We start from the raw sequence: 25,137 nt of genomic DNA on the forward strand, positions 1-25,137 counted from the left end.
GCCTCGTACTGGATGTACTTGGCCTTACGCCCGGTGCGGCGAGAGTGCGTGCCAGGCGTCGCGGGGCAGACGGGACTTTGCGGACACGCCCTAGGAGGGCCTGTCGGACCGTAGCTGGTCCGGCGGGCCCTCGCCCTTTGCCTGCGGGCCTGGGGCTCGCCCCGGGCCGGGATCAGGCATCCTTGGAAGCCCCGCGCACGCCCAGGGAGGCCCCCGATGACGACCGGCACCGAGCACGATCGCGCCCGTCCCATGCGGGCGGACGCGCGGCGCAACTACGAGCGGCTGCTGGCGCAGGCGCGCAAGGCGTTCGCCGAGCACGGGACCGGGGCTTCCCTGGAGGACGTGGCCCGTGCGGCGGGCGTCGGCATCGGCACGCTCTACCGGCACTTCCCGAACCGGCACGCGCTGATGAGCGCCGTGTTCGAGGAGGCCGTCGGTGACCTTCTCGACCGGTCGCGGGCCCTGCTGGACGCGCCTCAGCCGTGTGCGGCGCTCGTGGAGTGGCTGCGGGAGATCATTCGGCATGCCGGTGAGTACCGGGGGCTTTCCCGGGCGCTCATGTCGGCTTCGCAGGACGCGAGTTCGGCGTTGTCGCGGTGCAGTGATCCCATGCGGGGGGCGGGGCAGGCGTTGTTGGCGCGGGCGCAGGACGCGGGGGCGGTTCGGCGGGACGTGTCCATCTCGGATCTGTTGCAGCTCACCAATGCGATTGCGCTGGCCGCTGAGGAGACGCCCTCGGACCCGGCGCTGGCCGACCGCCTCCTCACCCTCACCCTCCACGGCCTCACCCCTCAATCGCCGGGGGGCTTGATTGACCAGCGCTGAGCCCAGCCCCTCCAGGGGCGCGGGGAACTGCGCGAGAAGCCCCACCGGGGCTGCACCCGAGGCACAACGTGCACTCACCCGGCGCTGGGGGCCGCCTTGCCCACCCGTGCCGCCCCAGGCGGCAGACTGCCCAAGGCGACGGAGGCGGGGGCGCCTGAAAAGTGCCGGGGCTGGCAGCCCCGTAAGGGGCGCGGGGAACTGCGCGAGCGGCCACGACGCACCCGGCACTCTGGGGCGCTGCCCCAGGCCCCGCTCCTCAAGCGCCGGAGGGGCTGGAAGTTGGCGGCGAGGCCAGTTCCGGCAAAGATCAGCGGCGGCGGAGGTCGGCTACTCGGGGGGTTCGATCCGGCCCCGCGTCCAGCGAAGCCGCACTGCGCAACGGATGCCCCCCAGGCGCAACCCGCCGCTGCCCAGGAAGCGGCACATCCCGCCGCTGCTGCCGCGCCGCCCCCCCGGATTCCGCACCCCCGCCGGAGGCCCCCGCCCCCGCGACAGCGATCTGCACCCCTTGATCGGCCAGCGCCTGCAATTCCGTAGCCGCACGATCGTCATGCGCGGGCGGTTCGTCCGTGACGAGCCGCGTGATCACATCCGTCGGCACGGTCTGGAACATCGTGTCCGTCCCGAGCTTGGAGTGGTCCGCGAGCACGACGACCTCCGCGGCGGCCTGCACGAGCGCCCGGTCGACGGAGGCGGAGAGCATGTTGGACGTGGAGAGCCCGCGCTCGGCGGTCAGACCGCTGCCCGACAGGAACGCCCGGCTGACTCTCAGCCCCTGCAAGGACTGCTCCGCCCCGCTGCCCACCAGCGCGTAGTTGGACCCGCGCAGGGTGCCACCGGTCATCACGACCTCGACGCGGTTGGCGTGGGCGAGCGCCTGCGCCACCAGCAGGGAGTTCGTGACGACGGTCAGCCCGGGGACCCGCGCGAGCCGGCGGGCCAGCTCCTGCGTGGTCGTACCGGCGCCGACCACGATGGCCTCGCCCTCTTCGACGAGCCCCGCGGCGAGATCGGCGATGGCCGTCTTCTCCGCGGTCGCGAGATGGGACTTCTGCGGAAAGCCGGACTCTCGCGTGAACCCGCCCGGCAGTACCGCACCGCCGTGCCGGCGGTCGAGGAGTCCTTCTGCCTCCAGTGCGCGCACGTCCCGCCGTACGGTCACTTCGGAGGTCTGGACGACGCGGGCGAGCTCACGGAGCGACACGGCTCCGTTGGCGCGCACCATTTCGAGGATCAATTGACGACGTTCTGCAGCGAACACGAAACTGACAGTAACCCCAACGACCGTCTGCTTTCAGCAGTATGCGCCGATTTACCGATTCTGTTCGCAGCGGAACCCCGGAAGTGGTATAGGCGCGTCCGGGTGCCGCACGCGCCCCGCCCGCTCAGCCCTCCTCGGCCGTCTTACGGGTGTGGAGCTGGCGCGCGACCTCGGCGATCGAGCCGGACAGCGAGGGGTACACGGTGAACGCGTTGGCGATCTGCTCGACCGTCAGATTGTTGTCGACCGCGATCGAGATGGGGTGGATCAGTTCCGAGGCGCGCGGCGCGACGACCACACCGCCGACCACGATCCCGGTGCCCGGCCGGCAGAAGATCTTGACGAAGCCGTCCCGGATGCCCTGCATCTTCGCGCGCGGGTTGCGCAGCAGCGGCAGCTTCACGACCCGGGCGTCGATCTTGCCGCCGTCGACGTCGGCCTGGGAGTAGCCGACGGTGGCGATCTCGGGGTCGGTGAAGACGTTCGAGGAGACCGTCTTGAGGTTGAGCGGGGCCACCGCGTCGCCCAGGAAGTGGTACATGGCGATACGGCCCTGCATCGCGGCGACCGAGGCGAGCGCGAAGACACCGGTCACGTCTCCGGCCGCGTACACGCCGGGAGCGGTCGTACGGGAGACCTTGTCGGTCCAGATGTGCCCGGAGTCCTTGAGCTTGACGCCCGCTTCCTCCAGGCCGAGGCCCGCGCTGTTGGGGATGGCGCCGACCGCCATCAGGCAGTGCGTGCCGGAGATGACGCGGCCGTCGGCGAGCGTGACCTCGACGCGGTCGCCGACGCGCTTGGCGGAGGCGGCGCGCGAACGGGCCATGACGTTCATCCCGCGGCGCCGGAACACGTCCTCAAGGACCGCGGCGGCGTCCGGGTCCTCGCCGGGCAGCACGCGGTCGCGGGACGAGACGAGGGTGACCTTCGAGCCGAGCGCCTGGTAGGCCCCGGCGAACTCGGCGCCGGTGACACCGGAACCGACCACGATCAGTTCCTCGGGCAGCTCCTCCAGGTCGTAGACCTGCGTCCAGTTGAGGATGCGCTCGCCGTCGGGCTGGGCGTCGGGGACCTCGCGGGGGTGGCCGCCGGTGGCGATCAGCACGGCGTCGGCGGTCAGCGTCTCCTCGGTGCCGTCGGCCGCGGTGACGATCACCTTGCGGGAGCCGTCGAGGTCCTGCTGGCCCTGGAGCCGGCCCCGGCCGCGCAGCACGCGCGCGCCCGCGCGGGTGACGGACGCGGTGATGTCGTGGGACTGGGCGAGCGCGAGGCGCTTCACACGGCGGTTGACCTTGCCGAGGTCGACGCCGACGACGCGGGCCGGGGAGTCCGGGTCCGGCGTGTCGTCCTCGACGATGATGCCCAGCTCCTCGTAGGAGGAGTCGAAGGTGGTCATCACCTCGGCCGTGGCGATCAGGGTCTTCGACGGCACGCAGTCGGTGAGCACCGACGCACCGCCCAGGCCGTCGCAGTCGACGACGGTCACCTCCGCGCCGAGCGACGCGGCCACCAGTGCCGCCTCGTATCCGCCAGGTCCGCCGCCAATGATCACGATCCGAGTCACGTACTCCATTGTCCCGCACGCTTCAACTCCGCACCGCGCCGGGGCCCCCGTCCGGGTCGCCGGGCGCGCCTCGCCTGTTCGGAGGGGGGATTCCGTTACGCGGGAGACGGATGAGCCCTCTGACGTACCCTCGATCCCATGTCGCTCTACGCCGCGTACGCCGGCAATCTCGACCCGCGGCTCATGACGCGCCGCGCCCCGCACTCGCCGCTGCGCGCGACCGGTTGGCTGAACGGGTGGCGGCTGACGTTCGGGGGCGAGCACATGGGCTGGGAAGGCGCGCTCGCCACGATCGTGGAGGCGCCGCGTTCCCAGGTCTTCGTCGCGCTGTACGACATCGCGCCGATGGACGAGGAGTCCATGGACCGCTGGGAGGGTGTCGGGCTCGACATCTACCGGCGGATGCGGGTGCGGGTGGATACGTTGGACGGGGGTGAGGCGGCCTGGGTCTACGTGCTGAACGGGTACGAAGGGGGGCTGCCGTCGGCCCGTTACCTCGGGGAGATCGCCGATGCGGCGGAGTCCGCGGGGGCGCCCCACGACTACGTGACAGAACTCCGCAAACGCCCTTGCTGAAGCCTCCGGCCCCGGGGAAGTTTCTCGGCTCGGGCCCGCTGTAGCAACCGTTCGCGCAGTTCCCCGCGCCCCTGGGTAGTCGGCCATCTTGCGGCCGGTGGGGCTTCTCGCGCAGTTCCCCGCGCCCCTGAGGAGCGGGGCTTCGCCCCGGCTCCCCAGGGGAGGAGGTGGCGACGCAGTCGCCCCTCCTAGGGGCGCGGGGAACTGCGCGACCAGCCGGCCACCCGGCGAAAGGTGGACGACCGTCGCGCCCCCACCCCGGGTGGAAAAACCCCAGGCCAGCCCCGCCTTTGGGCAGAAGATACAAGTCCGCGGAGCCAAACCCGTGGGGCCCGTCATCTACGCGCGTAGGCAATCACCCGCTACCCTCAACCGCGTGAACGCATCAGTTACCCCGGACCACCTGCAGGGCGACCCCTACGCCGTCGCCACCGACGCCGCCGCCCGCCTGCGCGAGCTGACCGGCGCCGAGACCCACGACGTCGCCCTGGTGATGGGCTCCGGCTGGGCCCCCGCCGCCGAGGCGCTGGGCGCGCCCGCCGCCGAGTTCCCCTTCACCGAGCTGCCGGGCTTCACCGGCGCCGCGGTCGCCGGCCACGGCGGCAAGGTGCGCTCGTACCAGGTCGGCGAGAAGCGCGCCCTGGTCTTCCTGGGCCGTACGCACTACTACGAGGGCCGCGGCGTCGCCTCCGTCGCCCACGGCGTCCGCACCGCCGCCGCCGCGGGCTGCAAGACGATCGTGCTGACGAACGGCTGCGGCGGCCTGCGCGAAGGCATGCGCCCGGGCCAGCCGGTCCTCATCTCGGACCACATCAACCTGACCGCCACCTCCCCCATCGTCGGCGCGAACTTCGTGGACCTCACGGACCTGTACTCGCCGCGCCTGCGCGCCCTGTGCCAGGAGATCGACCCCTCCCTTGAGGAGGGCGTCTACGCCCAGTTCCCCGGCCCGCACTACGAGACCCCGGCCGAGGTCCGCATGGCCGGCATCCTCGGCGCGGACCTCGTCGGCATGTCCACCGTCCTCGAGGCCATCGCGGCCCGGGAGGCGGGCGCGGAGGTGCTCGGCATCTCGCTGGTGACGAACCTGGCCGCGGGCCTGTCCGGCGAACCCCTCAACCACGAGGAGGTCCTCCAGGCCGGCCGCGACTCCGCCGCCCGCATGGGTGAACTGCTCACGCAGGTCCTCGCCAAGCTCTGAGCCCCGGGGCCCCCGTACCCGTACTCGTACCCGTACGTCCGTCTGAAGGAATGCGAACCGTGACCGTAGAAGGCACCGCGACCCACGATCTCGCCAGGGCCTGGCTGGCCGAGGACCCCGACCCGGAGACCCGCGCGGAACTCTCGGCGCTCATCGGGTCCGGCGATCTCGCGGCGCTCACCGAGCGGTTCTCGGGCACGCTGCAGTTCGGTACGGCGGGGCTGCGCGGGGAGCTGGGCGCGGGCCCGATGCGGATGAACCGCGCGGTGGTGATCCGGGCCGCCGCCGGCCTGGCCGCGTATCTGAAGGCCAAGGGGCAGACGGACGGCGTCGTGGTGATCGGCTACGACGCGCGTCACAAGTCGGCGGAGTTCGCGCGCGACACGGCCGCCGTCATGGTGGGGGCGGGGCTGCGCGCCGCGCTGCTGCCGCGCCCGCTGCCGACGCCGGTCCTCGCGTTCGCCATCCGGCATCTGGGCGCGGTCGCGGGCGTGGAGGTCACCGCCTCGCACAACCCGCCCCGGGACAACGGCTACAAGGTGTACCTGGGCGACGGTTCGCAGATCGTGCCGCCCGCCGACGCGGAGATCGCCGCCGAGATCGCGGCGGTGGCCTCGCTGCACGACGTGCCGCGCCCCGAGAGCGGCTGGCAGGTCCTCGGCGACGAGGTCCTCGACGCCTACCTCGCGCGTACGGACGCGGTGCTCGCCGCCGGTTCGCCGCGCACCGCGCGCGCCGTCTACACGGCGATGCACGGCGTCGGCAAGGAGACGCTGCTCGCCGCGTTCGCCCGCGCGGGCTTCCCCGCGCCGGTGCTCGTGGCCGAGCAGGCGGAGCCGGACCCGGACTTCCCGACGGTCGCGTTCCCGAACCCGGAGGAGCCGGGCGCGATGGACCTGTCGTTCGCCACGGCCGGCGCGCTGGCCGAGGCCCCCGACCTGATCATCGCCAACGACCCGGACGCCGACCGCTGCGCCGTCGCGGTCGCGGGGCCCGGCGGCGGCTGGCGGATGCTGCGCGGCGACGAGGTGGGCGCGCTGCTCGCCGCGCACCTCGTGCGGCGCGGCGTCACGGGCGTCCTCGCGGAGTCCATCGTCTCGTCGTCGCTGCTCGGCCGGATCGCCGAGGCGGCGTCGTTGCCGTACGAGGAGACGCTGACCGGGTTCAAGTGGATCGCCCGCGTCGAGGGCCTGCGCTACGGCTACGAGGAGGCGCTCGGCTACTGCGTCGACCCCGAGGGCGTGCGCGACAAGGACGGCATCACGGCCGCGCTGCTCGTGGCCGAGCTGGCGAGCGAGCTGAAGGAGCAGGGCCGTACGCTCCTGGACGCGCTCGACGACCTGGCGCTCGCGCACGGGCTGCACGCGACGGACCAGCTCAGCGTGCGGGTCGAGGACCTGACGGTGATCGCGGACGCCATGCGGCGGCTGCGCGAGCGGCCCCCGGCGCGGCTCGCGGGCCTCGCGGTGGTCGCGGCGCAGGACCTGTCGGCGGGCGCCGGCGGTCTGCCGCCGACGGACGGCCTGCGTTACACGATGGACGGCGCGCGCGTCATCGTCCGCCCGTCCGGCACCGAGCCCAAGCTCAAGTGCTACCTGGAGGTCGTCGTGCCCGTCGCGGACCGGGAGGCGCTGCCCGAGGCCCGTACGGCGGCGGCCGCGCGGCTCGACGCGCTCAAGAAGGACCTCGCGGCGGCGGCCGGCATCTGAGCTCGCCCGCGCGCCCACCTGCGACAGCCCGTCCCTTCCCGGGGGCGGGCTGTCGCTCGTACGGGTGATTCATGCGGGGCAGTTGACGGAACGTCGCGCGACAGGGGGCGGGTGCCAGGGGAGGGTTCCCCCCGCACCCCCGCACCCCGTCCCGCAGGAGCCGCAGACGTGCCCCCGACCGCTGTCCCCGAGGCCCCCCACCTCCCCCGGGCACGCCGCCCGCGTCCCGACCGGGGCGCCGCGCTCACCGGGCTGCGCGCCCATGCCGTCCGTTCGCTGCGTCGCGCCGCGCCCGCGCTGCTCGCGTACGCCGCCGTGCGCCTCGTCGTCCTCGCGGTGTTCGGCGTCTGGTCGCACCGCAAGGGGCACGGCATCTGGCCCGCGCTCGCCGACGACTGGGACTCCCAGTGGTACCTGGGCATCGCCGCCCACGGCTACGAGCACGCCCTCGGCACCGCCCACAACGCCAACAACCTGGCCTTCTTCCCGCTGTACCCGTATCTCGTCAAGGCCGTCGCCGCCGTCACCCCCGGGTCGCGGGCGAGCGTGGGGCTCGTGCTCGCGGTCGTCTGCTCGTTCGTCGCCGCGTGGGGCGTCTTCGCCGTCGGCGACCGGCTGTACGGGCGCCGCGTCGGCACGCTGCTGGCCTTCCTGTGGGCCTGCCTGCCGGTCGCGCTCGTGCAGTGGATGGGCTACACCGAGTCCCTGTTCACGGCGCTCGCCGCGTGGTCCCTGTACGCCGTCCTCACCGGGCGCTGGCCGGCCGCGGGCGCGCTCGCCACGCTCGCCGGGCTGACCCGGCCGACCGGCGTCGCGGTGGCCGCCGCCGTCACCCTGTGCGGGCTGCTCGCGCTGCGCCGCCGCTTCTCCTGGCCGGTCCTCGCGGGCACGCTGCTCGCACCGGTCGGCTGGTGCGCGTACGTGGGCTGGGTCGGCCTGCGCGTCGGGCGCGTCGACGGCTACTTCGCCGTCCAGAAGCTCTGGTCCAACGAGCTGGACGGCGGCGTCGAGACCCTGCGCCGGATGCGGGCGCTTTTCGCGTACGAGTCGTCGCCGTCGCTGTTCCTCGTGATGGTGTCCGCCGTGCTGCTCGTGTCGGCGCTGCTGTGGGTGCTGTCGGTGTGCGACCGCCAGCCGCTGCCCCTGCTGGTCTTCACGGGCCTGCTGCTCGTGATCACCCTCGGCAGCGGCGGCGTCTACTTCTCCCGCGCCCGGTTCCTGCTGCCGGCCTTCCCGCTGCTGCTGCCGGTGGCGCTGGTGCTGGCGCGCGCCTCGCGGCGGTACCTCACGCTCGGGGTGGCGGGGGCGGTGCTGTGCGGGGCGTACTGGGGGCCGTACATGCTGCTTGTCTGGCCGAGCGCGCCCTGAGCGGGGGCGGCCGCCGCGTCCCGGGCGGCCGCCGCGTCCCGGGCGGCCGCGTCCAGGGCGGTCAGCCCGTCAGGATGAGGACGAGCAGCAGTACGGCGCCGGCGACGGCCGGGGCGATGATCTCGTAGGCCCAGCGGACCGCGGGCTCGCCCTGCGAGGTCTTCGCGGCGGCCCGGGAGCTGTGCAGCTCGCGCAGTTCGTCCATGGCCTGGTCGCCGCCGGGCGGCGGGGGCGCCGGCAGCGGGGTCTGCGAGGGCCTGCGGGCCTGGCTGGTCTCGGCGCGGGCCTGCCGGCGCTGCGCCTTGCGGCGGGCGCGGAGCGAGACGGGGATCGACCAGAGCTGGTACTTGGTGCCGTCCGTGTCCAGCACCTCGTTGGAATAACCCGAGCGGAACGAGGTGACCGTCGCCCAGGGGAGGGTGATCACGCGGAACGGGTTACGGATGCGCAGGCGGTCCTCGTTGGCGTACACCGCGGGGCGGATGGTGAACGCGACGGCCAGCGGGACGCCGAACAGGAGGCCCGCGAGGGCCAGCCAGGGGACGCGGCCCGTGCCGTTGGCGAGGGCGTCGTAGCCGAGCCAGGCGGCCAGGACGAGCAGGATGACGCCGCCTGCGATGCCGGCGGGGGACCGGTAGATGCGGTCCGGGTTTTCGGCGGGGGCGCGACTCATGCCCTGATGATGCCAGCCGCGGCCCTCCGGGGTGGGCCCCGGGATCCCCTCACGCCCCCTCACCCGGAACCCGGGGCTCCTATTCGCGCAGTTCCCCGCGCCCCTGGGGTGGGTGGGTGGCTCCGGCCGGTGGGTGTCCTCGACATTCGTCGTGGCTGGTCGCGCAGTTCCCCGCGCCCCTGTCGGGGCGACTGCGTCGCCGCCTCCCCCCTGGGGAAGCTGGGGCGGAGCCCCGCTTCTTCAGGGGCGCGGGGAACTGCGCGACCAGCCCCCACCCACCCGCAGACGGAGTACGACCCGCGCCGGCGTTCAGCAAGAGAGGGCCGCTTCCGCTGAGGGATCTGTACAGCCGCTACGCGCGTAGATATGCTCCCCTCGTGACCATGCCCACTGCACCCGCCCAAGACGCCCACCCCCTGTCCCACGCGACCGCGTCCGAGAGCACCCTGCGCCGCTTCCTGCAGGGCCTGCCCGGCGTCGACGCGGTGGGCCTGGAGGCGCGGGCCGCCTCCCTCGGCACGCGTTCCATCAAGACCACGGCGAAGGCGTACGCCATCGACCTGGCCATCTCGATGATCGACCTGACGACCCTGGAGGGCGCCGACACCCCGGGCAAGGTCCGGGCCCTCGGCGCGAAGGCCGTCCACCCGGACCCGACGGACCGCACGACCCCCCGTACCGCCGCGGTCTGCGTCTACCCGGACATGGTGGAGACCGCGAAGGCCGCCGTCGCCGGCACGGACGTGAAGGTCGCCTCGGTGGCCACCGCGTTCCCGGCGGGCCGCGCGGCCCTGGAGGTCAAGCTCGGGGACGTCCGCGAGGCCGTCGCCGCCGGCGCCGACGAGATCGACATGGTCATCGACCGCGGCGCCTTCCTCGCCGGCCACTACATGAAGGTCTACGAGGAGATCCGCGCGGTGAAGGAGGCCAGTGGGCCGGCCCGGCTCAAGGTCATCTTCGAGACGGGTGAGCTGTCCACGTACGACAACATCCGCCGCGCGAGCTGGCTCGGCATGCTGGCCGGCGCCGACTTCATCAAGACGTCGACCGGCAAGGTCGCCGTCAACGCCACCCCGGCGAACACGCTGCTGATGCTGGAGGCGGTCCGCGACTTCCGCGCCGCGACCGGCGTCCAGGTCGGCGTGAAGCCCGCCGGAGGCATCCGTACCGCGAAGGACGCGGTGAAGTTCCTCGTCCTGGTCAACGAGACGGCGGGCGAGGACTGGCTGGACAACCACTGGTTCAGGTTCGGCGCCTCCAGCCTGCTCAACGACCTGCTGATGCAGCGCCAGAAGCTGGCCACCGGCCGCTACTCCGGCCCCGACTACGTGACGGTGGACTGACCCATGACCTCCTCCCCGACCCCCGCTCCCAGCAAGGCATCCGTGTTCACGTACGCTCCCGCCCCCGAGTCCCGCTCGGTCGTCGACATCGCGCCGTCCTACGGCCTGTTCATCGACGGCGAGTTCGCCGAGGCCGCCGACGGCAAGGTCTTCAAGACCGTCTCCCCCGCGACCGAGGAGGTCCTCTCCGAGGTCGCGCAGGCCGGTGAGGCGGACGTCGAGCGCGCCGTGAAGGCCGCCCGCAAGGCGTTCGAGAAGTGGTCGGCGCTGCCGGGCGCCGAGCGCGGCAAGTACCTCTTCCGTATCGCCCGCATCATCCAGGAGCGCAGCCGCGAGCTGGCCGTCCTGGAGACCCTGGACAACGGCAAGCCGATCCGCGAGACGCGCGACGCGGACCTGCCGCTGGTCGCCGCGCACTTCTTCTACTACGCGGGCTGGGCCGACAAGCTCGACCACGCGGGCCTCGGCCCGAACCCGGCGCCGCTCGGCGTCGCCGGCCAGGTCATCCCGTGGAACTTCCCGCTGCTGATGCTCGCGTGGAAGATCGCCCCGGCGCTCGCCACGGGCAACACGGTGGTCCTCAAGCCCGCCGAGACGACCCCCCTGTCCGCGCTGTTCTTCGCGGACATCTGCCGCCAGGCGGGCCTGCCCAAGGGCGTCGTCAACATCCTTCCCGGGTACGGGGACGCGGGCGCCGCGCTCGTCGCGCACCCGGATGTGAACAAGGTGGCGTTCACCGGTTCCACCGCGGTCGGCAAGGAGATCGCCCGTACGGTCGCGGGCACCGACAAGAAGCTCACGCTGGAGCTGGGCGGCAAGGGCGCGAACATCGTGTTCGACGACGCCCCGCTCGACCAGGCCGTCGAGGGCATCGTCACCGGCATCTTCTTCAACCAGGGCCAGGTCTGCTGCGCGGGCTCGCGCCTGCTGGTCCAGGAGTCGATCCAGGACGAGCTGCTGGAGCGCCTGAAGAACCGCCTGTCCACGCTGCGCCTCGGCGACCCGCTCGACAAGAACACCGACATCGGCGCGATCAACTCCGCGGAGCAGCTCGCCCGTATCACCGCGCTCGTCGAGACCGGTGAGGCGGAGGGCGCCGAGCGCTGGTCCGCGCCGTGCGAACTGCCGGGCTCCGGCTACTGGTTCGCGCCGACGTTGTTCACGAACGTCACGCAGGCGCACACCGTCGCGCGCGACGAGATCTTCGGCCCGGTCCTGTCGGTGCTGACCTTCCGCACGCCCGAGGAGGCGGTGGCGAAGGCCAACAACACGCAGTACGGGCTCTCGGCCGGCATCTGGACCGAGAAGGGCTCCCGCATCCTCGCCGTGGCGAACAAGCTGCGTGCCGGGGTCGTATGGGCCAACACGTTCAACAAGTTCGACCCGACCTCGCCGTTCGGCGGCTACAAGGAGTCCGGCTTCGGCCGGGAGGGCGGCCGTCACGGCCTGGAGGCGTACCTCAGTGTCTGACCGTTTGAGTGTCCTCAAGACTTACAAGCTGTACGTGGGCGGGAAGTTCCCGCGTTCCGAGAGCGGCCGGGTGTACGAAGTGACCGACGCGAAGGGCGCCTGGCTCGCCCATGCCCCCCAGTCCTCCCGCAAGGACGGCCGTGACGCGGTCGTCGCCGCGCGCAAGGCGTTCGGCGGCTGGTCGGGCGCGACGGCGTACAACCGCGGGCAGGTGCTCTACCGCGTCGCCGAGATGCTGGAGGGCCGCCGCGAGCAGTTCGTGCGCGAGGTCGCCGAGGCGGAGGGCCTGTCGAAGTCCAAGGCGGCCGCGCAGGTGGACGCGGCGATCGACCGCTGGGTCTGGTACGCGGGCTGGACCGACAAGGTCGCCCAGGTGGCGGGCGGCGCGAACCCGGTCGCGGGCCCCTTCTTCAACCTGTCCACGCCCGAGCCGACCGGCGTCGTGACCGTGCTCGCGCCGCGCGGGTCCTCGCTGCTCGGCCTGGTCTCGGTGCTCGCCCCGGTCATCGCCACGGGCAACACGGCGGTGGTGATCGCCGACGAGCGTTCCCCGCTGCCCGCGCTCTCCTTCGGCGAGGTGCTGGCCACATCGGACGTGCCCGGCGGCGTCGTCAACATCCTGTCCGGCAAGGCCGCGGAGATCGCCCCGGCCCTCGCCGCGCACCAGGACGTCAACGGCATCGACCTGACCGGCGCGGACGCGGGGCTGGCGAAGGAGCTGGAGATCGCCGCCGCCGACAACCTCAAGCGGGTACGCCGTCCACAGCCTGTGGAGGACTTCACCGCCGACCCCGGCACGGACCGCCTGACGTACTTCCTGGAGACGAAGACGGTCTGGCACCCGACGGGCTCCCTGGGCGCCTCCGGCTCGTCCTACTGACGCCCACGGCCCCACGCCAAGGCCCCGCCCCTCCCCCGTCCGGGAGGGTGCGGGGCCTTTCCCGTACGGAGCCTTTCCCGTACGGGACCTCTGCCGTACGGGGTGGGGCTCAGCCCGGCAGGAGGCCCGTGGCCGCGCCGAGGACCGGGAGGTCCTTGAGGGCGCCGCCCTTGGTGACCGGGTCGGTGACGGCGGCGGTGGACAGCGGCTTGAAGTCGGCGATCTGGGTGCCGACCGCGTTGTCGAGGGGGTCCACGCCGGTGCCGGACAGCGGGTCGAGCCGCAGGTTCTTCACGGGGCCGAGGCCGTACGTCGTCGCGGCGCCGACGGACTGCGTGACCGGGTCGAGCGCGCCGGCCGCGGCGGGAAGGCCGGCGTCCGCCGGGGCCGCCGCCTGCGCCACGCTCGCGCCGCCGGCGACGACCGCGCCGGTCGCGGCCATCGTCAGGCCCGCGCGCAGCAGGGCGCGGCGGGCGCGGGTGCCGGGGGCGGTGTCGGGGGTGTGGGGGTCTGCGTGTCGGGCCATGGTGCGGTGCCTGAGCCTTTCGTGACGGTGGTGTCCGCCCGGGGTGTCCGGGACGGATGTCCGTGACTGTGATCGCCTGACCGCGTAGCGTAGTTGACTCCGGTCGTGCCACAAACGTCACCACGCGGGGTCCCGGGGCGGGGCGCGCATGCCGCACACTGGACTCTCGTGAGTGCGCTTCCTCCGATACCCGCCCGGGTCGTCCTGGTGACCGGTCCCTCCGGCTGTGGCAAGTCGTCCTTCGCGGCCCGTTCCGGGCTGCCTGTGCTCTGCCTCGACGACTTCTACAAGGAGGGCGACGACCCCTCCCTGCCCCTCGTCGCGGGCAGTTCCGACATCGACTGGGACTCCCCCGGCTCCTGGGACGCCGACGCGGCCGTCGCGGCGATCGTGGCGCTGTGCGAGCGGGGGCGTACGGATGTTCCCGTGTACGACATCTCCGCCAGCGCGCGTGTCGGGCACGGGGTGCTGGAACTGGGGGGTGCGCCGGTGTTCCTCGCGGAGGGGATCTTCGCGGCGGAGATCGTCGGGCGGTGCCGGGAGCTGGGGGTGCTCCAGGACGCGGTGTGCTTGCGCGGGCGGGCGGTGACCACGTTCCGGCGGCGGTTGGTGCGGGATGTTCGGGAGGGGCGGAAGTCTGTGCCGTTTCTTCTTCGGCGGGGGTGGCGGTTGATGCGGGCGGAACGGGACATCGTCGCCCGCCAGATCTCTTTGGGGGCCCGCCCTCTGACTCCGCGCCAGGCCACGACGGCCCTCCCGCCCCTACGCTCCCCCCAACTGACGTAGAGCAAGGCCCTACGGGCCCCCACCAAGTGCCCCTTCGGGCGGGTTCCTCGCCCTCGACTCTCGTCGTGGCCGCTCGCGCAGTTCCCCGCGCCCCTGGGTGAGTGGGCCTGCCCGTGGTCTAGATCCTCGACTTTCGTCGTGGCTGATCGCGCAGTTCCCCGCGCCCCTGGAGGGGCGACTACGTCGCCACCTCCTCCCCTGGGGAGCTGGGGCGAAGCCCCGCTCCCTCCAGGGGCGCGGGGAACTGCGCGAGAAGCCCCACGCACCCGCAGATGACCACGCACGGTCGTGCCCCGATAGGGGCGCGGGGAACTGCGCGAGAAGACCCGCCCACCCGCAGAGGGAGTCGTACCCGCACAACACGGAGCGGGACCGTAAGACCCCCCGGCCTCCGGTCCCGCCCGCACCCCCGTGCTCCCCGTTTCCCCCGATCCCCCGATCCCCCGGATCAAGAAACCCCCGTTACGCGACAAGCTCCCCGAAGCACTCGTCCCGGTCCCGCCCGAACGCCAGCACCTCGTCCTCCCGAAGCCTCCGCAGAGACCGCCAGATGCTGGACTTCACCGTGCCGACGCTGATGTCGAGGATCTCCGCGATCTCCGGATCCGTACGACCCTCGTAATACCGCAGCACAAGCATCGTGCGCTGGAGTTCCGGCAGCCGGGCCAGCGCCTGCCACAGCACCGCCCGCAGCTCCGTCCCCCGCATCGCGTCCGTGTCCCCGGCCGTCTCCGGCAGTTCCTCGGTCGGGTACTCGTTCAGCTTGCGGCGCCGCCACGCGCTGATGTGCAGATTGGTCATGGTGCGGCGCAGATACCCGCCGACGGCGGCCTTGTCGCTGATGCGGTCCCAGGCCCGGTACGTGGAGAACAGCGCGCTCTGGAGCAGGTCCTCGGCCTCGTAACGGTCACCGGTGAGGTGATAGGCGGTGGCGTACAGGGAGGCGCGGCGCTCCTGGACGTAGGCCGTGAACTCGGCCTCCGACAAGGAAGGGCGCCGGCGCTCCCCCGAGTCCTCCCTGTACGCGGCTCCCCCGTGGCCCCCGTCTCCCCCGTCGGCCACCGCCCCGTGCACGTCAACCACCGAGATGAACCCGGTGTGCTGACGCCCGGTGCCGCGAGCGCACCCCCGCCCGCTCACGGCACCGGACTTCTCGTGGCGCTCCGCCCGGACGACGACATCGTGCAGGCGCGTGACAACAGCGCTTGAGCTGGTGCTGTGCAGCGTGTTCATCTCGCGCCCCCCGTCGTGGAGTCCGGTTCTGTGAGCTTGCTTCGTGCGATGACCAAAAGCTTGCCGGGGTGACTTCATGACGGTGTCCGTCGACTGTCACAGACCTGTCACAGGGCCCGGCGCGGTGCGAGTCATGTGTGGGAGCGCTCACGCGGTCGAACTAAAGGCCCCCCATAGGCAAGAATGGCGCTCGTGCCTTCCCTGTTGCTGATCGAGGACGACGACGCCATCCGTACGGCCCTGGAGCTGTCTCTTACGCGCCAGGGTCACCGGGTTGCCACCGCTGCCACCGGCGAGGACGGTCTGAAGCTGTTGCGTGAGCAGCGGCCCGATCTGATCGTGCTCGACGTCATGCTGCCCGGCATCGACGGGTTCGAGGTGTGCCGGCGCATCCGGCGCACGGACCAGTTGCCGATCATCCTGCTCACCGCGCGCAGCGACGACATCGACGTGGTGGTGGGCCTGGAGTCGGGCGCCGACGACTACGTGGTGAAGCCGGTGCAGGGCCGTGTCCTGGACGCGCGGATCCGGGCCGTGCTGCGGCGCGGGGAGCGGGAGGCCAACGACGCGGCGTCGTTCGGCTCGCTGGTCATCGACCGGGCCGCGATGACGGTCACGAAGAACGGCGAGGACCTCCAACTGACGCCCACCGAGCTGCGGTTGCTGCTCGAACTGAGCAGGCGCCCGGGGCAGGCCCTGTCCCGCCAGCAGTTGCTGCGCCTGGTGTGGGAGCACGACTACCTCGGTGACTCGCGGCTCGTCGACGCCTGTGTGCAGCGGCTGCGCGCCAAGGTGGAGGACGTCCCGTCGTCGCCGACGCTGATCAGGACCGTACGCGGAGTGGGCTACCGGCTGGACACGCCTCAGTGACCGAGCCGCACGACACGCAGCACCCTGAGGACCCCGAGGACCCCGAGGACAACGAGGACCCCGAGGACAAGGACACCGGCGCCGGCGCGCGCGCCACCCCGCGCCGGGCCCTGCTCGCGGGGCTGCGCTTCACGAGCCTGCGCCTGCGCCTGGTGGTGGTGTTCGCGCTGGTGGCGCTGACCGCCGCCGTCTCCGCGTCGGGCATCGCGTACTGGCTGAACCGCGAGGCGGTGCTGACCCGTACGCAGGACGCGGCGCTCAGCGACTTCCAGCAGGAGATGCAGAACCGGGCGGCGGTGCTGCCGGAGCATCCGACGCAGGGCGAGTTGCAGCACGCGGCGAACCTGATGGCGGACAGCAGCCAGCACTTCAGCGTGCTGCTCATCGACACCGACGAGAACGGGCGGCAGGTCGTCGGCAACTCCGACCTCGACGCGTTCACCCCGGCGGACGTGCCGCGGTCGCTGCGGGACGCGGTGGCGAAGAAGCAGCCGGTCGCCGACGGGAACAAGGCCCCGTACCACCTGTACTGGCAGCGGGTGACGCAGGACGGCACGCCGTACCTCGTGGGCGGGGCGCAGGTGGCCGGCGGGCCGACGGGCTACATGCTCAAGTCGCTGGAGCCGGAGGCGAAGGACCTCAACTCGCTGGCCTGGTCGCTGGGGATCGCCACGGCGCTCGCGCTGATCGGTTCGGCGCTGCTCGCGCAGGCCGCCGCGACGACCGTGCTCAAGCCGGTGCACCGGCTCGGGGTCGCCGCCCGCAGGCTCGGCGAGGGCAAGCTCGACACGCGGCTGCGGGTCTCGGGCACGGACGAACTGGCGGAGCTGTCGCGGACGTTCAACAAGACGGCCGAGAACCTGGAGAAGAAGGTCGCGGACATGAGTGCCCGCGACGAGTCCTCGCGCCGGTTCGTCGCCGACATGTCGCATGAGCTGCGCACCCCGCTGACCGCGATCACGGCGGTGACCGAGGTGCTGGAGGAGGAGCTGGACGCGGAGACGGGTTCGGTGGACCCGATGATCGAGCCGGCCGTGCGGCTCGTGGTCAGCGAGACGCGCCGGCTGAACGATCTGGTGGAGAACCTGATGGAGGTCACCCGCTTCGACGCGGGCACCGCGCGGCTCGTCCTCGACGACGTGGACCTCGCCGACCAGATCACCGCGTGCATCGACGCCCGCGCCTGGCTCGACGCGGTGGAACTGGACGCGGAGCGCGGCAACATGGCCCGCCTCGACCCGCGCCGCCTAGACGTGATCCTGGCGAACCTCATCGGCAACGCCCTCAAGCACGGCGGCTCCCCGGTGCGGGTGTCGGTGCGCACGGAGGGCGAGGAGCTGGTCATCGACGTACGGGACCACGGGCCCGGCATCCCCGAGGAGGTGCTGCCGCACGTGTTCGACCGGTTCTACAAGGCGAGCGCGTCCCGGCCGCGTTCGGAGGGCAGCGGGCTCGGCCTGTCGATCGCCATGGAGAACGCGCACATCCACGGCGGCGAGATCACGGCCGCCAACCATCCCGAGGGCGGCGCCGTGTTCACGCTGCGGCTGCCGCGGGACGCGTCGCCGCTGACCCGGCGCACCGACGACGAGGCCGGGGAGACCGCGGACGCGGCGCGCGGCTGCGAGGGCAAGGGCTCCGGCTCCCAGGAAGGCGGTGGGGCGCGGTGAGGCTGCGCGGACGGCCGGCGGCGCTGCTCGGCGCTGCGGCGGCCCTGGCGGGGCTCGCGGGCTGCGGCATCCGGTCCACGGAGGTGCCCACGGACTTCGGGGCGGCGCCCACGCGTGTGGGCTGCTCGCTGTCGGGCTCGGGCGGGGTGTCGGCGCGGGCGGCCGGCGAGTTCGACGTACAGGTGTATCTGGTGTGCACCTCGCAACTGGTCACGGTGGACCGTACGGTGACGCCGGACCGGGGGCGTACCTCGGACCGGGTGGTCGTGGCGCAGGAGCTGCTCGGCGAGCTGGCGCGGTCCCTGAGCGGGCAGGAGCGGCAGGCGGGCTACTCCACGGACGTCGGGCCCGGCACCCGGGTCGGCGGGCCGCGCGCGGGCGACCCGGACGAGGCGCTGCGGCTGAGCGTGCGCCCCGACGACCTGTCGCCGTACGCGCTGGCGCAGATCGTCTGCACGTTCGCGCACAACAAGGCGACGGCCGGGACGGACGGTCATGTGGTGCTCGGCGGCCCTGGCCGCGATCCGCTGCGCGACTACGAGTGCTCCGACGCGGTGAAGGCACGTCCGGGCCTGATCCCGGCGCCCGCCCAGACGGTCGGCTGAGCGGCGGATCGGGCCGCGCCACCGGGTGACGTACGTCATCGGGGGCGCGGCGGAACCGATCCCGCCGCACGCCGCGTCTAGGGGGGAGTGCAGCGCCACAGCTCGGGCGGCCACGGGGCCGCCGTCCGCTTCCGTACGGCAGGGCTCGCCCTTCTCGCCGTCCATCTCCTGCTCGTCGCCTGGATCACGCTGCGCCCGCTGGACGTCCCCTGGGTGAGCGCGGCGAATCTGCGTCCGCTGGCCGGTATCCGCGCCGATCTGGCGCTGGGCTGGGTGCAGGGCGGCAAGCGGATCGCCGAGGGGCTCGGGCTGCTGGCGCCGCTGGGGGTGCTGCTGCCGCTGGCCGGGGGCCGCGTCGCCGTGTCGCCGTGGGGGTCGCTGCTGCGGACGGTCGCGGCGGGCGCGCTGATCTCGCTCGGCATCGAACTGTTGCAGACCGGGGTGCCCGGTCAGGTCGTGGACGTGGACTCGCTGCTGCTCAACACGGTCGGTGTGGCGCTCGCGCACGTGGCGGTGGTCCCGGCGGCGCGGGCCCGGATCCGCCGCAGGTACAAGCCGCTCCCCCTGCCTCAGCAGGAGCCCGCTCAGGGTCCGACCCCGACGATTCCCAGGGTCGGCATGGCCCCGTGAGCTGACGTTTCGCCCGCTTCGTCTCCGTAGGGTCGTAGACATCGGGGACATCGCGTCCCCGGCACCGACCACTGACGGTTCGCCGAAGGAGCCCACCATGACCGCCCTTGCCCGCCCCACCTCCGGACGTATGCTCGGCGGAGTCTGCGCCGCGCTGGCCCGGCGCTTCGGCACCTCCGCGGCCACGATGCGCGTGATCTTCCTCGTCTCGTGTCTGCTGCCGGGCCCGCAGTTCCTGCTGTACCTGGCCCTGTGGGTGCTGCTGCCGAGCGAGAGCAAGGCCGGCTCCTCCTGGTGACCCGGTCTGTCCCGCAGGCTCCCGCTGTACGCCGAAGGGGCGCACCCGCTGCTCGCGGGTGCGCCCCTTCGGCGTTGCTCCGGGCGGGTCAGCCCAGCGGCAGGCCCTGGGTCGGCAGGCCCTGGGTGGGCAGGCCGCCGAGGAGGCCGCCGACCGGGTTGCCGCCCTCGGTGACCTTCTGGACGACCGGCTGGGCGGCGTTCAGGCCGTTGGACACGGCGTTGCTCGCGGCGCCCACGGCCTGCGGGCCACCGGCGGGCAGGGCGCTCGCGGCCTGCTCCAGCGGGACGGCCGAGGTCACGGAGCCGAGGGCGCCGGCGGCGTCGGGGGCGGCCGGGGCGGCGGCGTTCGCGGCACCGGCACCGGCGGCGGCGAAGGCGGCGCCGAGGGCGACGACACCGAGGGTCTTGGCAGCAGACTGCTTCATGGGTCCCTTGTTCCTGTTTCCTTGGCGATGGTGTTCCGACCTGGGCCAACACCGCGTATCGCCACGGAGTTACTGTCCCTCCCCCGCCCGGCCCTCAGCGCCGGACCGCCCCCGGGGTACTGCGTCGCAGGTCACAGCGGTGGGAGGGCCCGGTCGCGCGGGATCGACGGACAACGATCTTCGTCAACCCCATGTTGACCGGGCCGACCGAAAGGCGGGCCCGGAGGAGAGGTCTAACGGAACAGCCACTCCGAGCGGAGTTCGGCGTAGCGCGGCTTCACCACGTCGTTGATCATGGCGAGGCGCTCGTCGAAGGGGATGAACGCCGACTTCAGCGCGTTGACCGTGAACCACTCCAGGTCGGTGAGGCTGTAGCCGAAGGTCTCGCAGAGCAGGCCGAACTCGCGGCTCATCGACGTGCCCGACATCAGGCGGTTGTCGGTGTTGACGGTGATCCGGAACCGCAGCTCGCGCAGGAGCCCGATGGGGTGGTCGGCGAGGGAGGTCGCGGCGCCGGTCTGGAGGTTGGAGGACGGGCACATCTCCAGCGGGACGCGCTTGTCGCGGACGTAGGAGGCGAGGCGGCCGAGCTGGACCGTGCCGTCGTCCTCGACCTTGATGTCGTCGATGATGCGCACGCCGTGCCCGAGCCGGTCGGCGCCGCACCACTGGAGCGCCTGCCAGATGGACGGCAGGCCGAACGCCTCACCGGCGTGGATCGTGAAGTGGTTGTTCTCGCGCTTGAGGTACTCGAAGGCGTCGAGGTGGCGGGTGGGAGGGTAGCCCGCCTCGGCGCCCGCGATGTCGAAGCCGACGACGCCGAGGTCGCGGTAGCGGTTGGCGAGTTCGGCGATCTCCAGGGCGCGGGCCGCGTGCCGCATGGCGGTGAGCAGGGCGCCGACGCGGATGCGGTGGCCGGCCGCCTTGGCGCGGCGCTCGCCCTCGCGGAAGCCCTCGTTGACGGCCTCGACGACCTCTTCGAGGGTCAGGCCGCGCTCCAGGTGCTGCTCGGGCGCGTAGCGGATCTCGGCGTAGACGACGCCGTCCTCGGCGAGGTCCTCGGCGCACTCGGCGGCGACCCGGAACAGGGCCTCCTTGGTCTGCATGACGGCGCAGGTGTGGGCGAACGTCTCCAGGTAGCGCTCCAGGGAGCCGGAGTCGGCGGCCTCGCGGAACCAGACGCCGAGCTTGTCGGCGTCGGTCTCCGGCAGGTTCTCGTACCCGACCTCGCGGGCGAGGTCCACGACGGTGCCGGGGCGCAGCCCGCCGTCGAGGTGGTCGTGGAGCAGCACCTTGGGGGCGCGGCGGATCTGGTCCGGCGTGGGGATGCGGGGTGCGTCGGGGTGCGCGGTGGTCTGGCTCGTCATTGCCGCACCCTAACGCCTACGCGCGTAGATCGCACCGGTTCCCCGGAGTTCGGTTTCCGTCGATACGTAACAGTGACCCGGCGTACGGGTCGCGTACACGGGGGCTTCTGACACTGTTCTGTCATGCAGCAGCAAGCGACGCCGGCCCGTGAGGCCAGGCTCGGGAAGGCGGCCGGCCCGGCGGTGGGGGCGGTGAGCGGCGTGGTGCTGCTGCTGCCCGGGGGCGAGGAGACGTCCACCCGCAGACCGTCGCCCCTGCCCCCGCCGGCCGTACGTTCCCTCGCGCGCCGCCTGACGCGCGCGGGGCGGGACGACGGCCTGGTCGTCCATGTCGTGCGCTACCGCGTGCGCGGCTGGAACGGGGCGCAGGCCGAGCACGCGCGGGACGCCGAGTGGGCCGCCGACGAGATCGTACGGCGTTACGGGGACGTGCCGGTGTGTCTGGCGGGCGTCGGCATGGGCGGACGGGCGGCCCTGCGCGCGGCGGGCCACGAGGCGGTCAACTCGGTGCTTGCGCTGGCGCCTTGGCTGCCCGAGGACGATGTGGCGGCGCCGCCCGAGCCGGTGCGACAGCTCGCGGGCAGGCAGGTGCTGATCGTGCACGGCACCGACGACCGGCGCACCGACCCGGAGTTGTCGTTCCGGCTCGCGGAGCGGGCGAAGAAGTCCAACCGCGAGGTGTGCCGCTTCGAGGTGCACTCCGACGGGCACGGCCTGCATCAGCACCGGTCCGAAGTCGCGGCGCTGGCTGTCGACTTCACGCGCGGTGCGCTGTTCGGGCATCCGGTGTCCCGTCCGCTGCGGGACGCGTTCGCCGCGCCGCCGCCGATCGGGCTGCGGATGCCGCTGGCGGCCGGGTTCGGTCAGTCGCTGCGGGCGTAGGGGCGCCGGAGGCTGCGGTGAGGGCACCGAGGACGTGCGGGGCGCCCTTCTTGCCGGTCAGGACGAGGACGGTCTCCTCGCCGTCCGCGCACTCGATGACGACGGTCCGCTCGCCCCGGCGCGGCGGGCTGAACGGCGGGTCACCGACGAGGAGTTGGCGTACGCGGCGCACGGCCGGCGGCAGCGGCAGCGGCAGCGGCGCGAGCGCGCCCCGCCCGGCCGAAGCCGCGCGCGGCCCGCTGGAGCCGCCGGGTCTGGTCCCACGCCGATCCCGGGGAGGTGTCGGCCGGCAGCCGGGCCGCCCCGCCGGATGCCGTCGCCGGTGCCTTCGGACCCGTACGGCCGTGGTGTCCCTCGTCGCCCGTGCGCCTCTCGCGTGCCATGCGTGCCGCGCCTCCCCCGTGCCTCACCTGCCCCTGTTCCGGGCCCCGCCACTGTCCGCCGGGGGCGGGGCGGGCCACAAGGGCGCTGCCCCGGCACGAGCCACACGCGCGCGTTGCCGGGGTCCGGCAGGCGGGCCGGGGGCGGGAGTCACCCGGGGTGGGCCTGTTCGGGCAGGAGGCGGCCCCGGCGGGAGAGCAGGAACTTCTTGAACGCGGCGACCGGGGGCGTGTCCGGATGCCCGTCCAGCCAGGCCACGCCGATCTCGCGGACCGCGCGCTGCCCGGTGACGGCGAGTTCGACGACGCCGGGGCGGGGCACGGCGGGCGGCGGCAGCAACGCGAGGCCGAGGCCCGCCGCGACGAGCCCGCGCAGCGTCTCCGCCTCCTCCCCCTCGAACGCCACCCGGGGCCGGAACCCCGCCTCGGCGCACAGGTCGTCGAAGATCCGGCGCAGCCCGTAACCGGGCTCCAGCGTCACGAAGACCTCGTCGGCGGTCTCCGCGAGCCGGATGCGCTTGCGGGCGGCGAGGCGGTGGTCCTCCGGCACCACGAGCCGCAGCCGCTGCTCGTCCAGGCGCCGCGCCACGAGCCCCGGCTCGTCCGGCACCGGCGAGGTCAGACACAGATCGAGCTCCCCGGCCCGCAGCCGCTCCAGCATGGCCTCCCCGTAGTTCTGTACGAGGCTGAACCTGATGCGGGGATGGTCGGCGCGGAAGGCCCTGATCAGGCCGGGTACGGTCTCGGTGCCCATGGTGTGCAGGAAGCCGAAGGCGACCTTGCCGGAGGCCGGGTCGGCGTCCGCGCGCACCGACTCGGCCGCCTTGCCGACCTCGCCGAGCGCCCGCTCGGCCGACGTGAGGAAGGTGCGGCCCGCGGGGGTGAGGGAGACGGTACGGCCGTGGCGGGCGAAGAGGTCGACGCCGAGGTCCCGCTCCAGGCGGACCATCGCGCGCGACAGCGTGGACTGCGGTACGTCCAGCTCCTGCGCGGCCCGCGTCACGTGCTCGGCGCGGGCGACGGCCGCGAACTGCACGAGCCGGGGCGCGAGCAGGGCGACCATGTCTTCTGTGTCACCGAGCGGCGTCAGACGCGGCCGTGACCTGGGATCATGCGGCATGGGAACGATTATGGACGGTTCATGCATTGGACGCATGAAAGCGGCCCGTCCTACGTTCGAGGGCATGTCTCCCGTCAGCAGCCGGACGTCCGCCGCCGCTCCCCGCCCCACCGCCTCCGCTGTCCCCGGGGGCCCCTCCCCCGCCGACGCGCGCATGGCACCGGGCGGACCCGGCTACCGGCGCATGAGCCTCGCCCTCTTCCTCGCGGGCGTCGCCACCTTCGCGCTGCTGTACTCGACGCAGGCGCTGCTGCCGTTGGTCTCGGCGGACTTCGGGGCGAGCGCCAGCTCCGCGAGCTGGACCGTCTCGGGCGCCACGTTCGCGCTGGCGCTGTGCGTGCTGCCGCTGAGCGCGCTCTCGGAGCGGTTCGGGCGCCGCGCGGTGATGACCGGCTCCCTCACCGTCGCCGTCACCCTCGGGCTGCTCGTGCCGTTCGCGCCGTCGCTCGGCGTGCTCATCGCGCTGCGCGCGCTCCAGGGCGCGGCGCTCGCCGGACTGCCCGCCTCCGCGATGGCGTACCTGGCGGAGGAGGTACGGCCCAAGGCGCTGGTCGCGGCCATCGGCCTGTTCGTCGCCGGGAACTCCATCGGCGGGATGAGCGGGCGCGTCATCGGCGGCTGGCTCGCGCAGGCGTGGGGCTGGCGGGTCGCGGTCGGCGTCATCGGTGTCATCGCCGTCGCCTGCGCGGTCGCCTTTCGGCTGCTGCTGCCGGCGCCGCGCCACTTCACGCCGGGGTCGCTGCGCCCGCGCGCGCTGGCCAGGACCGTCGCCGACCATCTCGGCAACCCGCTGCTGCGCCGCCTGTACGTCATCGGGGCGCTGTTCATGATGGTCTTCGGCGCGGTCTACACCGTGATCGGATACCGGCTCACCGCCGCGCCCTTCTCGCTGCCGCAGGGCATCGTCGGCTCGATCTTCCTCGTCTACCTCGTCGGCACGGTCTCCTCGGCGGCGGCCGGGCGGCTCGTGGGGCGGCTCGGGCGGCGCGGCACGCTCTATCTGGCGGCCGGTACGACCGGCGCGGGGCTCGTCCTGGTCCTCGTACCGCACCTGCTGGTGATGCTCGCGGGGCTGATGCTGATCACGGCGGGGTTCTTCGCGGGACACGCGACGGCTTCGTCGTCCGTCAGCCACACCGCTACGCGCGGGCGCGCGCAGGCGTCGGCGCTGTATCAGTCGGCCTATTACATCGGCTCCAGCGTGGGGTCGGCCGTGGGCGCGGTGGCGTTCCACGCGGCGGGGTGGGGCGGGACCGTCGGGCTCGGGTTCGTGGCGGTGTTCGGGGTCGTGGGGCTGACGGTGTGGGGGACGCTGGCGGGGCGCTCCGCGCGGGCGGCGGGTATGGCGGCGGCGCGCGGCTGACGTCCCTGTCTCTTGGCGCGGGCCCGTTGCAGTGACCGCCTCGCGCAGTTCCCCGCGCCCCTGGGGAGTCGATCATCTTCCGGCCGGTGGGGCTTCTCGCGCAGTTC

Annotated in this window: 24 protein-coding genes; 16 read left to right on the top strand and 8 right to left on the bottom strand. The window is 73.1% G+C overall.

Annotated elements, in window-relative coordinates:
• Window positions 1-216 precede the first annotated feature (216 nt).
• On the top strand, window positions 217-828 hold the full coding sequence (locus tag ACZ7LY_RS25275; RefSeq protein WP_471626983.1) for a TetR/AcrR family transcriptional regulator: 612 nt from the start codon (window positions 217-219) through the stop codon (window positions 826-828).
• A 307-nt stretch (window positions 829-1,135) separates the two neighbouring features.
• Here ACZ7LY_RS25275 and ACZ7LY_RS25280 read toward each other — a convergent pair whose 3' ends face one another.
• Together ACZ7LY_RS25280 and ACZ7LY_RS25285 are read right to left on the bottom strand one after the other, a co-directional pair.
• A complete protein-coding gene (locus ACZ7LY_RS25280) occupies window positions 1,136-2,089 on the bottom strand; it encodes a DeoR/GlpR family DNA-binding transcription regulator (protein WP_471626984.1) in 954 nt (317 codons plus the stop codon).
• Window positions 2,090-2,213: 124 nt separating this feature from the next.
• Window positions 2,214-3,662 (bottom strand): NAD(P)H-quinone dehydrogenase, encoded by a 1,449-nt coding sequence (locus ACZ7LY_RS25285; RefSeq protein WP_471626985.1) that lies wholly within the window; start codon window positions 3,660-3,662, stop codon window positions 2,214-2,216.
• Between the two features lie 129 nt (window positions 3,663-3,791).
• Here ACZ7LY_RS25285 and ACZ7LY_RS25290 point away from each other — a divergent pair, with 129 nt between their 5' ends.
• From ACZ7LY_RS25290 to ACZ7LY_RS25305, 4 genes are all read left to right on the top strand, one after another.
• Complete coding sequence (locus ACZ7LY_RS25290; protein WP_471626986.1) at window positions 3,792-4,229, top strand: gamma-glutamylcyclotransferase family protein; 438 nt, start codon at window positions 3,792-3,794, stop codon at window positions 4,227-4,229.
• Window positions 4,230-4,605: 376 nt separating this feature from the next.
• Window positions 4,606-5,430: a purine-nucleoside phosphorylase gene (locus tag ACZ7LY_RS25295; RefSeq protein ID WP_471626987.1), complete on the top strand. Its 825-nt coding sequence runs from the start codon at window positions 4,606-4,608 to the stop codon at window positions 5,428-5,430.
• Window positions 5,431-5,489: 59 nt separating this feature from the next.
• Window positions 5,490-7,139: a phospho-sugar mutase gene (locus ACZ7LY_RS25300; protein WP_471626988.1), complete on the top strand. Its 1,650-nt coding sequence runs from the start codon at window positions 5,490-5,492 to the stop codon at window positions 7,137-7,139.
• 168 nt (window positions 7,140-7,307) lie between these two features.
• Window positions 7,308-8,507, top strand: a complete 1,200-nt coding sequence (locus ACZ7LY_RS25305) for a glycosyltransferase family 39 protein (RefSeq protein WP_471626989.1) — start codon at window positions 7,308-7,310, stop codon at window positions 8,505-8,507.
• 61 nt (window positions 8,508-8,568) lie between these two features.
• On the opposite strand, the gene ACZ7LY_RS25310 is transcribed toward ACZ7LY_RS25305, so the two are convergent.
• Window positions 8,569-9,180 (bottom strand): PH domain-containing protein, encoded by a 612-nt coding sequence (locus ACZ7LY_RS25310; protein WP_471626990.1) that lies wholly within the window; start codon window positions 9,178-9,180, stop codon window positions 8,569-8,571.
• 383 nt (window positions 9,181-9,563) lie between these two features.
• On the opposite strand from ACZ7LY_RS25310, the gene deoC reads away from it, so the two are divergent.
• The 3 genes from deoC to ACZ7LY_RS25325 are packed head-to-tail and all read left to right on the top strand — an operon-like array spanning window position 9,564 to window position 12,873.
• Entirely contained in the window at window positions 9,564-10,523 is a 960-nt protein-coding gene (gene deoC, locus ACZ7LY_RS25315; RefSeq protein WP_471627071.1) for a deoxyribose-phosphate aldolase, read from the top strand.
• Window positions 10,524-10,526: 3 nt separating this feature from the next.
• Window positions 10,527-11,993, top strand: a complete 1,467-nt coding sequence (locus tag ACZ7LY_RS25320) for an aldehyde dehydrogenase family protein (RefSeq protein WP_471626991.1) — start codon at window positions 10,527-10,529, stop codon at window positions 11,991-11,993.
• Window positions 11,986-12,873, top strand: coding sequence for an aldehyde dehydrogenase family protein (locus ACZ7LY_RS25325; protein WP_471626992.1), 888 nt, complete (start codon window positions 11,986-11,988; stop codon window positions 12,871-12,873). The genes ACZ7LY_RS25320 and ACZ7LY_RS25325 overlap by 8 nt, the downstream gene beginning before the upstream one ends.
• A gap of 109 nt (window positions 12,874-12,982) precedes the next feature.
• Here ACZ7LY_RS25325 and ACZ7LY_RS25330 read toward each other — a convergent pair whose 3' ends face one another.
• The gene (locus tag ACZ7LY_RS25330) at window positions 12,983-13,399 is read right to left on the bottom strand and encodes a hypothetical protein (protein ID WP_471626993.1); all 417 of its coding nucleotides are present in this window, start codon (window positions 13,397-13,399) and stop codon (window positions 12,983-12,985) included.
• A 168-nt stretch (window positions 13,400-13,567) separates the two neighbouring features.
• Here ACZ7LY_RS25330 and ACZ7LY_RS25335 point away from each other — a divergent pair, with 168 nt between their 5' ends.
• Complete coding sequence (locus tag ACZ7LY_RS25335) at window positions 13,568-14,185, top strand: uridine kinase family protein (protein WP_471626994.1); 618 nt, start codon at window positions 13,568-13,570, stop codon at window positions 14,183-14,185.
• 462 nt (window positions 14,186-14,647) lie between these two features.
• Here ACZ7LY_RS25335 and ACZ7LY_RS25340 read toward each other — a convergent pair whose 3' ends face one another.
• Window positions 14,648-15,418, bottom strand: a complete 771-nt coding sequence (locus ACZ7LY_RS25340) for a SigE family RNA polymerase sigma factor (protein WP_471626995.1) — start codon at window positions 15,416-15,418, stop codon at window positions 14,648-14,650.
• A gap of 192 nt (window positions 15,419-15,610) precedes the next feature.
• On the opposite strand from ACZ7LY_RS25340, the gene afsQ1 reads away from it, so the two are divergent.
• The 5 genes from afsQ1 to ACZ7LY_RS25365 all read left to right on the top strand — a co-directional run bounded on the left by afsQ1 (window position 15,611) and on the right by ACZ7LY_RS25365 (window position 19,491).
• A complete protein-coding gene (afsQ1, locus tag ACZ7LY_RS25345) occupies window positions 15,611-16,288 on the top strand; it encodes a two-component system response regulator AfsQ1 (protein WP_030682803.1) in 678 nt (225 codons plus the stop codon).
• A gap of 110 nt (window positions 16,289-16,398) precedes the next feature.
• The gene (locus ACZ7LY_RS25350) at window positions 16,399-17,958 is read left to right on the top strand and encodes an ATP-binding protein (RefSeq protein ID WP_471627072.1); all 1,560 of its coding nucleotides are present in this window, start codon (window positions 16,399-16,401) and stop codon (window positions 17,956-17,958) included.
• The gene (locus ACZ7LY_RS25355; protein WP_471626996.1) at window positions 17,955-18,563 is read left to right on the top strand and encodes a hypothetical protein; all 609 of its coding nucleotides are present in this window, start codon (window positions 17,955-17,957) and stop codon (window positions 18,561-18,563) included. The genes ACZ7LY_RS25350 and ACZ7LY_RS25355 overlap by 4 nt, the downstream gene beginning before the upstream one ends.
• A gap of 87 nt (window positions 18,564-18,650) precedes the next feature.
• Window positions 18,651-19,193 (top strand): VanZ family protein, encoded by a 543-nt coding sequence (locus ACZ7LY_RS25360; RefSeq protein WP_471626997.1) that lies wholly within the window; start codon window positions 18,651-18,653, stop codon window positions 19,191-19,193.
• 97 nt (window positions 19,194-19,290) lie between these two features.
• The gene (locus ACZ7LY_RS25365) at window positions 19,291-19,491 is read left to right on the top strand and encodes a PspC domain-containing protein (RefSeq protein WP_471626998.1); all 201 of its coding nucleotides are present in this window, start codon (window positions 19,291-19,293) and stop codon (window positions 19,489-19,491) included.
• 88 nt (window positions 19,492-19,579) lie between these two features.
• Here ACZ7LY_RS25365 and ACZ7LY_RS25370 read toward each other — a convergent pair whose 3' ends face one another.
• Window positions 19,580-19,918 (bottom strand): ATP-binding protein, encoded by a 339-nt coding sequence (locus ACZ7LY_RS25370; RefSeq protein WP_471626999.1) that lies wholly within the window; start codon window positions 19,916-19,918, stop codon window positions 19,580-19,582.
• Window positions 19,919-20,151: 233 nt separating this feature from the next.
• Window positions 20,152-21,285 (bottom strand): adenosine deaminase, encoded by a 1,134-nt coding sequence (locus ACZ7LY_RS25375; RefSeq protein ID WP_471627000.1) that lies wholly within the window; start codon window positions 21,283-21,285, stop codon window positions 20,152-20,154.
• 123 nt (window positions 21,286-21,408) lie between these two features.
• On the opposite strand from ACZ7LY_RS25375, the gene ACZ7LY_RS25380 reads away from it, so the two are divergent.
• Window positions 21,409-22,167, top strand: coding sequence for an alpha/beta hydrolase (locus tag ACZ7LY_RS25380; RefSeq protein WP_471627001.1), 759 nt, complete (start codon window positions 21,409-21,411; stop codon window positions 22,165-22,167).
• A gap of 531 nt (window positions 22,168-22,698) precedes the next feature.
• Here ACZ7LY_RS25380 and ACZ7LY_RS25385 read toward each other — a convergent pair.
• Window positions 22,699-23,667, bottom strand: coding sequence for a LysR family transcriptional regulator (locus ACZ7LY_RS25385; protein WP_471627002.1), 969 nt, complete (start codon window positions 23,665-23,667; stop codon window positions 22,699-22,701).
• 64 nt (window positions 23,668-23,731) lie between these two features.
• On the opposite strand from ACZ7LY_RS25385, the gene ACZ7LY_RS25390 reads away from it, so the two are divergent.
• Complete coding sequence (locus ACZ7LY_RS25390) at window positions 23,732-25,030, top strand: MFS transporter (protein ID WP_471627003.1); 1,299 nt, start codon at window positions 23,732-23,734, stop codon at window positions 25,028-25,030.
• The last annotated feature ends 107 nt before the right edge of the window (window positions 25,031-25,137 follow it).

The sequence above is a fragment of the Streptomyces sp. NPDC107550 genome, from assembly GCF_055639095.1.

What these genes read in the sequence shown, in the direction of transcription:
- ACZ7LY_RS25365 (WP_471626998.1), top strand. Translation starts at nt 19,291, where the DNA reads ATGACCGCCCTTGCCCGCCCCACCTCCGGACGTATGCTCGGCGGAGTC.
- ACZ7LY_RS25275 (WP_471626983.1), top strand. Translation starts at nt 217, where the DNA reads ATGACGACCGGCACCGAGCACGATCGCGCCCGTCCCATGCGGGCGGAC.
- ACZ7LY_RS25290 (WP_471626986.1), top strand. Translation starts at nt 3,792, where the DNA reads ATGTCGCTCTACGCCGCGTACGCCGGCAATCTCGACCCGCGGCTCATG.
- ACZ7LY_RS25385 (WP_471627002.1), bottom strand. Translation starts at nt 23,667, where the DNA reads ATGCCGCATGATCCCAGGTCACGGCCGCGTCTGACGCCGCTCGGTGAC.
- ACZ7LY_RS25310 (WP_471626990.1), bottom strand. Translation starts at nt 9,180, where the DNA reads ATGAGTCGCGCCCCCGCCGAAAACCCGGACCGCATCTACCGGTCCCCC.
- ACZ7LY_RS25285 (WP_471626985.1), bottom strand. Translation starts at nt 3,662, where the DNA reads ATGGAGTACGTGACTCGGATCGTGATCATTGGCGGCGGACCTGGCGGA.
- ACZ7LY_RS25370 (WP_471626999.1), bottom strand. Translation starts at nt 19,918, where the DNA reads ATGAAGCAGTCTGCTGCCAAGACCCTCGGTGTCGTCGCCCTCGGCGCC.
- ACZ7LY_RS25320 (WP_471626991.1), top strand. Translation starts at nt 10,527, where the DNA reads ATGACCTCCTCCCCGACCCCCGCTCCCAGCAAGGCATCCGTGTTCACG.
- ACZ7LY_RS25380 (WP_471627001.1), top strand. Translation starts at nt 21,409, where the DNA reads ATGCAGCAGCAAGCGACGCCGGCCCGTGAGGCCAGGCTCGGGAAGGCG.
- ACZ7LY_RS25390 (WP_471627003.1), top strand. Translation starts at nt 23,732, where the DNA reads ATGTCTCCCGTCAGCAGCCGGACGTCCGCCGCCGCTCCCCGCCCCACC.
- deoC (WP_471627071.1), top strand. Translation starts at nt 9,564, where the DNA reads ATGCCCACTGCACCCGCCCAAGACGCCCACCCCCTGTCCCACGCGACC.
- ACZ7LY_RS25375 (WP_471627000.1), bottom strand. Translation starts at nt 21,285, where the DNA reads ATGACGAGCCAGACCACCGCGCACCCCGACGCACCCCGCATCCCCACG.
- ACZ7LY_RS25330 (WP_471626993.1), bottom strand. Translation starts at nt 13,399, where the DNA reads ATGGCCCGACACGCAGACCCCCACACCCCCGACACCGCCCCCGGCACC.
- ACZ7LY_RS25340 (WP_471626995.1), bottom strand. Translation starts at nt 15,418, where the DNA reads ATGAACACGCTGCACAGCACCAGCTCAAGCGCTGTTGTCACGCGCCTG.